Below are 10,657 nucleotides of genomic sequence, written 5' to 3'. Positions count from 1 at the left end.
TTGTGTGACTCTAATTCACATATAGTCATACAAAGTAATATTAGTTTCACTTTAATGTTGTATGAAGGTATTGCATATTACACATTGAATTTTATTTGTGTGGGATATATGTGAAGGGGATGAAAGCAATATGAAGGTGTTTGAAGTGTTAGAAAGCCTCAAGAAAGGCGAGAAATTGAAAGAGATAGCTAATGTTTTAGGAATTAACAACAGCACGTTACAAAGAAAGCTGAAGGCTTTGGGGTATGCTTTTGATAGTAGCACTAAAGAATGGTTCTACAATGACAAAGATAACCCAGAGCCATTAGAAGAAAATATTATGGATATGGTGAAGCGAAATAGTAAAAGTGGTGTTAATGATTTACCTAAGATAATACAAGGTATTAAAAGCGAGACTAAAGGTGAATTAGGAGTGAAACATGGTAATACAGTGAAAGTATCTGAAGTTTTGACAAGTGAAGATATAGCAGACCTTCATGAAATGCTCTTATTTTGGCGTACAGATAGAGAAAGAACGAAAAAGCACAAAACTCTTCATGAAGAAATAAAAACTCTTAGAAGGGACGATAGGACGCGAAAAACGGTTATTTTGAGCAAAGAAGTTGCGAAACGTCTCGATAAACTGTCAGAAAGAGAGCGTTTTGACAAGTCCGACCTATTAGAATTGGCATTGGAGCATTTTTTGAGTGAATATGAATGAAAATAGATTGTTGTTTGTTATTAGGTCCATTATGGACCTTTTTATTTTTTTTAGGGAAGATTGTAGAGCTTTGTATAACGTCCTCGCAAATTATTGTTATTGATCTTACGAGGTTTGTAGAGCCTTGCATAATGTCCTCGCAAATTGTTGATGTGAGTATATGGGGATATTATCTAAAACTTTTGGAGAATGGCTATTGGCATCCTAAGGATGCCACAGAAGAATTGAATGGATTATTAGCAGAAGGATAGAAAGTAATAAAAAAAGAACCCTGTAAATAGGATTCTTTTTTTGTGGTTATTGACATATAAATTGTGTCTTTTAGAATGTATTCAAAGTTACTTATAGATTTTTAAGTCGTAATAGAATGACTAAGTTGTTTGACGAGAAATTTTGCATACTTTTTTTCGATTTCGGCTGTTATTATACCGTTTTCTAAAAGTATGTAAGTGTTGTTTTGTTCGTCAGTTAGTAATCTGATGTTATCATTTTTTGGGGAAATGGCAACATCTTTTTCTTTTTCATTGATATTTTTTAATTGTATTTGCGGTAATGGGGGTACAGTTTTGATAAGTTTGTTCATTTCTTCTTGAAATTCTTTTGTTTTAACTTTACCCATGTTTGTTTTAAGTAAATTACATTTTCGTAGATCTAGAGGGTTTCCTGTGATGTTGTAACATGCTTCTTTTTGTGTGTTGCATTCTAGGAGTAATCGAGATAGTTGTGTTTTTGAACTTTCACCTTTTTTTCTTCCGATGATATTATACCGCATTCGTTTTCCTTGGCTATTAACTAAGTAGTTTTCCCAGTAAAAATCGTGAGAATTAGCTATTTCGAAGCAATCTGTATCAATAAAGAAAGCAGTTTCTTTATTATTGGAGTCTTTGAAAAAAATTGCCGTATAGCCATTTTTTAAGTGTTCATATCTATTTTTCATGAATTTCCTCCTCTCGTTAAAGATTATAGAATATTCAGAACTACAATAAAAGGTTGTAATAAAAAAAGACGTGGTATTTGACCACGTCTTTTTTTATGTGTGCCAGGCATGGCAACTATCTAGGTGGTGGAAGTCCACTGTGGGGGTACACATCGACCAACCACTAAGGAAGCGCAAGGTACTTACCGTGAGGTAAGGGCTGGAGGAAGCGTGGAATAAAATCTTGGCTCGACGAACAGAAACCTGATATGAAGGCTTTATAAAGGGATGAGGCTCCATAACAAGTTAAAGTCCAAAAGATGTGCGTAACTTTGTAGAGTAAATCAGGCGAGTAAAAGAGGAAAGATAGCTGCCTTACCCTGGGAGATCTTGCGGATGTACTAACAGTACAGTCGAAAATGGTTAACCGCAAGAAGTCAGCCGAAGCCATAGTAGTGGAACAAATTCATGAAGGGCCGAACAGTTTATAGTGTTTCAACGCCATGAATGCGTAAGTGACGTACTCCGAATATGTTAATGATGAAAGTATGAGCGTATCTCAAAGGATAATCAAAATGGAGTTGTCACTTACTACGTGAAGGGAAAGGAGAAACGAGTGTGGAACTCTTAGAAGCAATTTTAAGCAACAAAAATATGAATGAAGCCTACTTACGCGTTTATAAAAACAAAGGTGTTAGTGGAGTTGATGGTGTAACAGTCGAAGAACTAAAGCAATATCTGAAAGAGCACAAGGACGAGCTACGTCAGCGCATTAGAACAAGGAAATACCAACCACAAGCTGCCTTAAGAGTGGAAATCCCAAAAGAGAATGGCAAGATGCGCAAGCTGGGAATACCAACAGTAGTGGATAGAGTCGTTCAACAAGCCATTCATCAAATACTCAGCCCGATATTTGAGAAGCAGTTCAGTGAATTCAGTTATGGTTTTAGACCAAAAAGAAGTTGTGAGATGGCAATTGTTAAAAGCTTGGAATTTCTAAACAACGGATATGATTGGATAGTAGATATTGATTTGGAGAGATTCTTTGACACAGTTCATCACGATAAATTGATGCGAATTATATCTAACTCAATACATGACGGAGACGTCATTTCTCTCATAAGAAAGTATCTAGTCAGTGGAGTTATGGTGAATGGGAAATATGAAGAAACACCAGTCGGAACTCCGCAAGGAGGCAATCTCAGCCCTTTACTGAGTAACATTATGTTGAACGAACTGGATAAGGAACTCGAGGGTAGAGGACTTCAATTTGTGAGATACGCTGATGACGCTCTTATCTTTGTGAGGAGTGAGAAGGCAGCGGGCAGAGTGATGAAATCAATCGTGAGATTCATAGAAAAGAAACTAGGCTTGATAGTCAATACAGAAAAGAGTAAAATCTCTCGGCCAAAAGATTTAAAATTTTTAGGGTTTGGATATTATTACACCCTCAAGGATAAGAGATATCAAACGAAACCACATCCAATCTCGGTACAAAAATTTCAAAGAAAACTGCACCAACTGACAAAACGAAGCTGGAGTGTACCGTTAGACTATCGAATATTGAAACTTAAACAAGTGATATTTGGATGGGTCAATTACTTCAGGAGTACAAATATGAAAGGTGTTCTGGAGCGAGTAGACCAGAAGCTCCGCGCCAGAATTAGAGTGATTATCTGGAAGCAATGGAAAGTACCGAAGAAACAAATCAAATCGCTTGTTCAACTAGGGATTCCGGAGGAAGAAGCGAAGGGATTAACCTACTGTCGAAAGGGCTTCCGATATATAGGGTTATCGAAAGTTGTTCAAAGAGCCATCTCAAATCAAAGACTAAAGAAGAGGGGATTCCCTTCTTCTTTAGAACGCTATCTAAAAGTTCACACTGTAATATAAACTGAACCGCCGTATACGGAACCGTATGTACGGTGGTGTGAGAGGGGCGAGAATAATTACTTTATTTTCCCTCTACTCGATTAATTTGAAGGTAATTTTGATGAGTTTTCTTTTATGACATTTAAAATTTCGTCAAAAGATAATCGCTGTTCTACCACGTTAACAGTGAAGTCTGAAGCTTCTTGTTCAGATATTTTTAATTCGTACTCATTGTATAACAGAAACATTTCTAGGCAAGCCAATGCCGTTCTTTTGTTTGCATTATAGAATGCATGGTTTTTAGCCAGTGATTCAAATAATGCAGTGGCTTTGTGGAAGATAGTCGGATATGCATCCTCTTGTGCTACTGTTTGTTGTGGACGGTATATTGCTGATTGTAATAACCCCGTATCTTTAACACCTCTTTGTTCGTTAGGTGAATACATATCGATAAGTGTTTCATTGATAAAAATAGCTTGAGTTTCTGTTATATAAATTGTCATTTCGGTTTTCCTACTTTCCTCCACGCCTGAAGGATAATTATCTGTTTACCAAATCTTTAAATGCACCGTCAAATTTATTGATGGTTCTGTTTAAGGATTCCAAGAACTTAGGATTGAGACCCTCTGGCATAGAAATTTTTTTGGATTTTTTTATAACGATTTGTTCGTTTTCTTCGTTAATTTCTAAACTTACAACGTCACCTTGTTTGATATTTAGAGTAGTGTAAAATTCTTGCGGTAATGTTAAACCTAAAGAATTGCCGATTTTAGTAACTTTACGTTCGATTTTTTGTGTTTCCATGTGGCGAGTGTTTGCTGTCATTTGGACTTCCTCCTTGGAATTTGCCACACTATTTTTTGGCGTAGTCTAATTGCCACTTTGTGTTTGTATTGAGTTTTTCGAATTATATAGTGTGATTTTATGTTTGTTTTGTTTGTTTGCTTTGGGTTTTTTCGGTCTTTTTAGTTTTCTCTTTTGTTTGTTGTGTTTAATCTCTCTGTATTATTATGACGTTTAGTTAGAAAGTTATAACAGTTAGAACGTATTAACCGTTAATACAATTATACTCATTTTTAGAAATATGTAAACAAATTTATATTTCGGTGCAAAAGATAGGGAAGATTGTAGAGCCTTGTATAACGTCCTCGCTACTTGTCGCTGACAAAAGAGGGGGAAGACAAGGTGAATTCGTTTGGAAGGGCATAGCGATACGCTATGCCCTCGCTAGTGGACGTTAGTTGTATTTGTACATGTCTCTTTTGCGTTAAATGTTGAATGTAAACTTTTACACATTAGTTTACATTCAAAAATACGAAATCATTGACTTTACATCAAAATTGCTGATACTCTCAACATATACAACAAAAAGTATACATTCAAAACACTGTAAATAAAGAGGGTATGGGCTGATGAGTAAAAAAGAGCATTTGATTGATGTACAACCGATTCGAAGCAAGGAGCAGTTGCAAGATATGAAATGGGCGCTCAAACGTCATTGCACTGATCGTGATTATATTTTATTCGTGATTGGAATCAATACGGGTCTTCGTGTGAGTGACTTATTGAATTTAGAAACATCTATGATTTTGGAATTGAAGAAGAAACGTAGAAAAGAATTGAAAATTAGGGAAGGCAAAACGAAAAAGGAACGAATGGTGAACATTACATCTATTTTTGAAGAGGTTTATTTGTATGCAGCAGGATTGGAAAGTAAATGGCTTTTTCCTTCTCGCAAAGGAGACAGGCCTATAAGTAAAATCCAAGTGTACCGACAGTTGCAAAAGGCAGGAGATTTCGCAGGAGTGGAATCTATCGGTACTCATACCATGAGAAAGACTTTCGGCTATTGGTTCTATAAACAAACAAAAGATGTTGCTATGTTGCAAGAAATTTTGAATCATAGCGCACCTAAAATAACGCTCAAATACATTGGTATCAACAAAGAGGAAAAAGACAATGTGCTTGATACGTTTTGTTTGTAAAAAAGAGTAGAGGTGCAGAGAAAGTTACCTGTTACTCTAATAAGCAGGTAAAGGTTGAGAATTTCTCACACTTCTTTAAAAAGCATCTCGGACAAGCACACAAAAATATCTGTTTTGGGGTTAAGAATTTGCTATGAATGATGACGTCACAACCCCCCTATGTAATACGGGTTGTGTGACCCCAAAAATAAAGGGGTTAAATCTATCGAAAATACAGGAACATCAAGGGTTTTCAGGTCTTTTATTTGTGTAAAAAAAGTGTTTTAAAAAAATGAGAAAAAAATACACTTTAAAATTTATGGAGAAAACCATGAAAGAAAGGATACTAATTGACGAGTTTATTTCTTTGTTACGCTATCATCATGTATTCCTTAAGGGGAAAATATTATAAATCTCTTAAAAACGTTTAGAAGTGAAAATGAAGCGTTTGGGAGATAGAAGAATTTTTGTGTTTGAAAGAAAAAAATGCCCTTGTCCACGAAGTGGATTGAGGGGCATTTTTTTATGATTTTTCGGACACGAAAAATACGGTTTTCTTCTTTCTTTAATACATAGGTAACTATTTCGGCAACGAAATTGATGCCTATGTATGGTTTTATCCCTTGATACACAAGGGATTTCTAAAAAAAAAGACTTGCATTCCTAGGTGGATAGATTTATCATTTTTAGTGTCGAATTAAAAACAATAACTACCAAGAAAGGAGCAAGTCCGAAAAAGGGATTCGTATACCCTTTTTTAAGCAATTCAGATAGGACTAATATATCAAACATGACAAAGAAAAATCAAGATGAAATCACTGGTAAATTACAACCTAAAAAGAAACAGAATATAAGAATTTATGAATTTATAGAGAAGAAAATGAGTGAGAGCGGGAGAGAATTGTTTAAATCATGTAGTACTTTTAATGAGTTTGTGGCTACGAAAGATAAAAAGAAAAAGAAACGAGTAAAGGGGAATGATTGCAAAAATCGTTTTTGTCCAATTTGCGCTTGGAGAAAAGCAGGAAAGGACGCAGTGAAAATCGCAACGATGATGGAAGCAATCAAGATTGAAGAAAAAAAAGAGTTTCTTTTCCTAACATTAACAACCCCAAATATTAAAGCTGATATGGTAAAAGGCGAGATTGATAGATTTAATAAAGCTTTTAAAAAGTTATTTGATAGACGTAATATTCAACGCTCTATTAAGGGTTATATTAGAAAGCTAGAAATGACGTATGATAAAGAACGATTTATCACTGAAGAAATGTATAACAATAAAAAGAGAAAAGCATATTATGATTCTCGTGGCTTGAAAGTAGATGATCATAACCCGAATTATGATACATATAATCCTCATTTTCACGTATTACTTTGTGTTGATAAAAGCTATTTTAAGAAAAAAGAACTTTATATTAAACAGGAAGAATGGTTAGAAATGTGGCGAGAAGTAACAGATATGCCAGAGATTACGCAAGTACATATTCAAAAAGTAGAGTTAATCAGAGAAGGAAATGCAGTTGCGGAGGTTGCGAAGTATTCAGCAAAAGATTATGAAATGTCAGTGAGTCAAGATGTGTTTGACGTGTTTTATTTAGCTTTAAAAGGTCGACAATTAATTGTGTACGCTGGATTGTTAAAAGATTATGCGAAAAAATACGAAAATGGCGAATTGGACAAGTATAAGAGTATAGATAAAAATGAGTATTATTATAGATTAATTGCAATGTGGAATAAGGATTTGATGAAGTTTGAACAAGAATATCAAGAGTTAACGGAAAGTGAGAAACAAGAATATAACGGTCATTTGATTGATGAAATGGAGGTTGAATAGTTTTGTATAAAAAAGGTGATATTGTTAAACATACCTGTTGGGAATGTTATAACGAAGAAATGAAAATTTATCGGATTTCAAAAAGTAAGGTCAAAGATGGTGAAGATGTATATTACTCATATAAATGTTGGGTTAAATGTGAAAAATGTGGTGCGGTTGATGATGTTTGAATGACAAAGAGAGAACCAGGCTTAATATTAAGTTTGGTTCTCTCTTTGTTGTATTGAAAGAAAACCTTCTTAGTGTAGCAAGTAGCATTCAAAAGTTTTTTTATGATCTAACTGAGAACTAACAAGAAAGATTTTTTCTTAAATTTAAATTTCGTGAATTTGTGAGTTTATTTTTAAAGTTTATTTCGAGATATATTTTGTTCTGATGATTTCGTTTTACTACTGTACGAGGTGAAAACCTAAGGTGTGCGCATGAATTTTTTTAGATATATTTATATCGATAAAATACCGCACGTTTTTTAATATTTTTTTGAAAATAAGTTTTGGGAAATTCTAAATTTTTTTTGAGGTTGATTTTGGACTTTTGATATGAGATTTGATGTTGAAATTTATTAAATTTGAAATCTCGATTTTTCGATTTTCGAAATTTTTGTTTTCCGTTTTTTCTGTAATTCTGTACTCCAAAATTACGGAGTTTATATAGTACCTCCATGACGAACTGAAAACGAAAAAACTTTGCTCGCATATTCAATCTATAGATACTTTGTATCTTTAAAAAGTTGCACCGTTTTAAATGAGTTATTATAGATCGTGTGATGAAAAAAAGATGTTTGGATTATATTTGAATTTGTTATTTCCGTGAATTTTTTATTTCGTGATTCCTGTATATTTTTAATCCTTTTTACTCTTAAAGTCTGTTTGCTTTGGTTCGCAAATGAAAAAATCAAAAAGTCACGCATAACTTTTATTAAATATATAAATATATTATTAAAACACCTAACCCTTTTGTGATGAAAAAATATAAATAGTTAAAGAAAAAAGACTGACAAAAATATCAGTCTTTTTTTCTTGTTTTTAGTTATAGAGAGTATCTTTTTATGGTATTTTCTACTTTTTCTCTCCAGTTTTCTATATCGTCAATTGATATTCCAATCTTTATTAATTCGCTTGGAATGAAACTGTTATCTAAAATCCATAAAGTGAGCCTTTCTAATGTGATTCTTTCGTTTCCAATCGAATAAATACGTTCACTTTGTTTGCAGGTATATGGTTTTTTACCAACATATTTTTCTACATAAAAGTATCTTTTTCCGTTTGCTTTGTAATTTGTTAGAAATGCCATGTTAATGCTCCTTTCAGGTATTTTTATGGTTAGTTAAAGAGTAGTTCTGTAATGTTTTTTCAACTTTTTCATACCAATATTTCACATCGTTTATGGATACTCCGATTTCTAGTAGTTCTTTTGGTATACGGTTGTTATCTAATAGCCACATTGCGATTCTTTCTAAAGCTATTTTTTGATTGCCGATTGCGTAAATGCATTTATATTTGTATTGCTTTGAGTAATATGGTTGTGTTCCAACGTATTGAGCTACATAAAAGTAAATGTTTCCTTTTACTTTTTTTGATATTACATACGCCAAAATAATGACCTCCAATTATTAAAATTCTATATCACATTGATTAATATTAACTTTATTAGGTTAATTTTTCAACAAATAAAGTATGAAATAATGCATATTTTGAACATTTTTATTTAAATAGGTTTTAAATTAGTTTAAATGAACGCAATAAATAACCTTATATGTATAGAAATTAATTTTCGTTTGAATGAAGTATGAAATAATGCATAATGTGATTTTTTATTCCATACAGGTTTAAAAATGTTTTATAAAGTGCTAAAGTTGTGTTTAAAAGGTTAAAAAACAACTATTATTTGCACAAAAGTGCCTTTATAAGAAAAATAGTATGTATATTTCATGAGAAAAAGGAGTATAAAAAATGAAAGTAGTAAATAACTTCCGTGTGATTATGGCGGTAAAGAATATAGATAATGTTGCAGAGTTGGTTAGGATGACAGGGGTAAGTCGTAACTCTATCAATAAGTTGTGGCGTAATGATAATGTGTCGTCTTTAAGAATAGATACATTGTTACCGATCTGTGAAAAGTTAAATGTTAAACTATCGGATTTAATTGAATATATTCCAGATGATAGTGAGACAAAATAATTTAGGGGCTATTCTATCTTTAGATAGCTTGTGTATGATGAAATCGGTATTAATATTTGCTAGTGGAAAACAGGTTATATTCGCATATGGTTTTTGGTAGGGTTATATGCGTATTTTAAATTTCGGCAAACTTTTATGACTGTCTTTTTCTGTTTGTTATCACATGAATACGGTCAATGAAATTATAGGCTTGCTAGGTGTTGACGCATCTTGGAAGATGAGAGGTAGGCAGATACTTCGTGATTTTGTTGAATCTTATGTGCAATCATCGTAATGCAGTAAAGTGAAATGGTGGAATTGATGAGTATTGAAAAAAGAGTCCCTATTTATGGGGCTCTTTTTTTATTTGTTACTAATTACTTTTAAAACGTCCACAAAACGTACTACAAAGGTCTCAAAGAGACCTACAAATAGATGTTAAAAGGACTCAAAACGACCTACAAGGGTGTTTTTTGAATCCCAGTTAGAGAGCTTTAGAAATTCAGTAGGCACAGCCTATTTCACCACTTTGAACTAGAAGTGGGATCGGATTTCCTTATGCTCTTTTTTATTGGAATGGGTCTAGGAATGAATATAGAAATAGCTGTAGTTCTATTCTATGGCTGTTCCGACAGTGATTCTCATAAAGAATGTGATTGTATCAATAGATTGGATGATGTTTGAAAAGTAGAGAATAGTTGAGGCTCTTCCTGTAAAACAAAAAAATAATTATGTTTGTAGAGGAAGTAGTCATTCCACTACAAAAAAATTCCCCTGGATCGTGGGAGGTGTGAAAAAAATGGCGAGTGTTGGCGAGGATATTTTGCAAGGCAGCGGAGACATTATGTTGTCATGGTGAATATAAAAAGAGACTTTTTAATATATGGATGTTAGCTTTTGAACGGTGGAGGAATACATACAGTACCTGTCAACGGTAAGCGGACGGAATGAAGCGATAGCGAAATGATGGAGCATTAAGGAGTTGATAGGGAACTTTGACCAAGACCCTCTTGCAGTCCTCAAAACGCAGTACGTTTTGGGCTGGCTACCGCCGAGGGAATCCCCTTGGAGAAGGGGTTGGGGGATTGATATTTTTATATGGGGTTGGGCAAAGCTTCAGTTAAGGAGTGTTGTTTGGATGCACTTATAGTCCCTTTAGACGTAAAGCGCAGCGGAACATAATTGTATTAAGAATATTTGTTCTCCATGCTA

At 33.6% G+C, this 10,657-nt stretch carries 11 protein-coding genes; 6 read left to right on the top strand and 5 right to left on the bottom strand.

The features are described 5' to 3' along the window. Positions 1-130: 130 nt before the first annotated feature. A complete protein-coding gene (locus QCI79_RS34810) occupies positions 131-700 on the top strand; it encodes a ribbon-helix-helix domain-containing protein (RefSeq protein WP_021727495.1) in 570 nt (189 codons plus the stop codon). A 352-nt stretch (positions 701-1,052) separates the two neighbouring features. Here QCI79_RS34810 and QCI79_RS34805 read toward each other — a convergent pair whose 3' ends face one another. Continuing rightward, complete coding sequence (locus QCI79_RS34805; protein WP_021727497.1) at positions 1,053-1,637, bottom strand: hypothetical protein; 585 nt, start codon at positions 1,635-1,637, stop codon at positions 1,053-1,055. A 597-nt stretch (positions 1,638-2,234) separates the two neighbouring features. Between QCI79_RS34805 and ltrA the strand changes: the two genes are divergently transcribed. Then, positions 2,235-3,509 carry a group II intron reverse transcriptase/maturase gene (gene ltrA / locus QCI79_RS34800; RefSeq protein WP_021727498.1) on the top strand — a complete coding sequence of 425 codons (1,275 nt, stop codon included), beginning with the start codon at positions 2,235-2,237 and terminating at the stop codon, positions 3,507-3,509. 80 nt (positions 3,510-3,589) lie between these two features. Here ltrA and QCI79_RS34795 read toward each other — a convergent pair whose 3' ends face one another. Together QCI79_RS34795 and QCI79_RS34790 are read right to left on the bottom strand one after the other, a co-directional pair. After that, positions 3,590-3,991, bottom strand: a complete 402-nt coding sequence (locus tag QCI79_RS34795; protein ID WP_021727499.1) for a type II toxin-antitoxin system death-on-curing family toxin — start codon at positions 3,989-3,991, stop codon at positions 3,590-3,592. 37 nt (positions 3,992-4,028) lie between these two features. Beyond that, entirely contained in the window at positions 4,029-4,313 is a 285-nt protein-coding gene (locus tag QCI79_RS34790; protein WP_021727500.1) for an AbrB/MazE/SpoVT family DNA-binding domain-containing protein, read from the bottom strand. Between the two features lie 587 nt (positions 4,314-4,900). Between QCI79_RS34790 and QCI79_RS34785 the strand changes: the two genes are divergently transcribed. The 3 genes from QCI79_RS34785 (at position 4,901) to QCI79_RS34775 (ending at position 7,456) form a co-directional block, all read left to right on the top strand. Beyond that, complete coding sequence (locus QCI79_RS34785; protein ID WP_011279306.1) at positions 4,901-5,473, top strand: tyrosine-type recombinase/integrase; 573 nt, start codon at positions 4,901-4,903, stop codon at positions 5,471-5,473. Between the two features lie 769 nt (positions 5,474-6,242). Next, positions 6,243-7,286 (top strand): protein rep, encoded by a 1,044-nt coding sequence (locus QCI79_RS34780; RefSeq protein WP_021727501.1) that lies wholly within the window; start codon positions 6,243-6,245, stop codon positions 7,284-7,286. Between the two features lie 2 nt (positions 7,287-7,288). Beyond that, on the top strand, positions 7,289-7,456 hold the full coding sequence (locus tag QCI79_RS34775; RefSeq protein ID WP_011279307.1) for a hypothetical protein: 168 nt from the start codon (positions 7,289-7,291) through the stop codon (positions 7,454-7,456). Positions 7,457-8,315: 859 nt separating this feature from the next. On the opposite strand, the gene QCI79_RS34770 is transcribed toward QCI79_RS34775, so the two are convergent. Both QCI79_RS34770 and QCI79_RS34765 read right to left on the bottom strand, forming a co-directional pair. Continuing rightward, entirely contained in the window at positions 8,316-8,579 is a 264-nt protein-coding gene (locus QCI79_RS34770) for a hypothetical protein (RefSeq protein ID WP_000874968.1), read from the bottom strand. Between the two features lie 13 nt (positions 8,580-8,592). Beyond that, complete coding sequence (locus QCI79_RS34765; protein ID WP_000332102.1) at positions 8,593-8,880, bottom strand: hypothetical protein; 288 nt, start codon at positions 8,878-8,880, stop codon at positions 8,593-8,595. 358 nt (positions 8,881-9,238) lie between these two features. Between QCI79_RS34765 and QCI79_RS34760 the strand changes: the two genes are divergently transcribed. Then, a complete protein-coding gene (locus tag QCI79_RS34760) occupies positions 9,239-9,466 on the top strand; it encodes a helix-turn-helix domain-containing protein (RefSeq protein WP_000869766.1) in 228 nt (75 codons plus the stop codon). Positions 9,467-10,657: the final 1,191 nt, after the last annotated feature.

It is taken from the genome of Bacillus cereus group sp. MG1, from assembly GCF_040460035.1.
GTDB lineage: Bacteria > Bacillota > Bacilli > Bacillales > Bacillaceae_G > Bacillus_A > Bacillus_A cereus.
The sequence above is the reverse complement of the archived record's forward strand: the minus strand, read 5'-3'. Positions and strand labels throughout refer to the sequence as shown.

Excerpts from the sequence above, each read along its gene's own strand:
- QCI79_RS34810 (WP_021727495.1), top strand. The coding sequence starts at position 131 with ATGAAGGTGTTTGAAGTGTTAGAAAGCCTCAAGAAAGGCGAGAAATTG.
- QCI79_RS34805 (WP_021727497.1), bottom strand. The coding sequence starts at position 1,637 with ATGAAAAATAGATATGAACACTTAAAAAATGGCTATACGGCAATTTTT.
- QCI79_RS34795 (WP_021727499.1), bottom strand. The coding sequence starts at position 3,991 with ATGACAATTTATATAACAGAAACTCAAGCTATTTTTATCAATGAAACA.
- QCI79_RS34790 (WP_021727500.1), bottom strand. The coding sequence starts at position 4,313 with ATGACAGCAAACACTCGCCACATGGAAACACAAAAAATCGAACGTAAA.
- QCI79_RS34785 (WP_011279306.1), top strand. The coding sequence starts at position 4,901 with ATGAGTAAAAAAGAGCATTTGATTGATGTACAACCGATTCGAAGCAAG.
- QCI79_RS34780 (WP_021727501.1), top strand. The coding sequence starts at position 6,243 with ATGACAAAGAAAAATCAAGATGAAATCACTGGTAAATTACAACCTAAA.
- QCI79_RS34770 (WP_000874968.1), bottom strand. The coding sequence starts at position 8,579 with ATGGCATTTCTAACAAATTACAAAGCAAACGGAAAAAGATACTTTTAT.
- QCI79_RS34760 (WP_000869766.1), top strand. The coding sequence starts at position 9,239 with ATGAAAGTAGTAAATAACTTCCGTGTGATTATGGCGGTAAAGAATATA.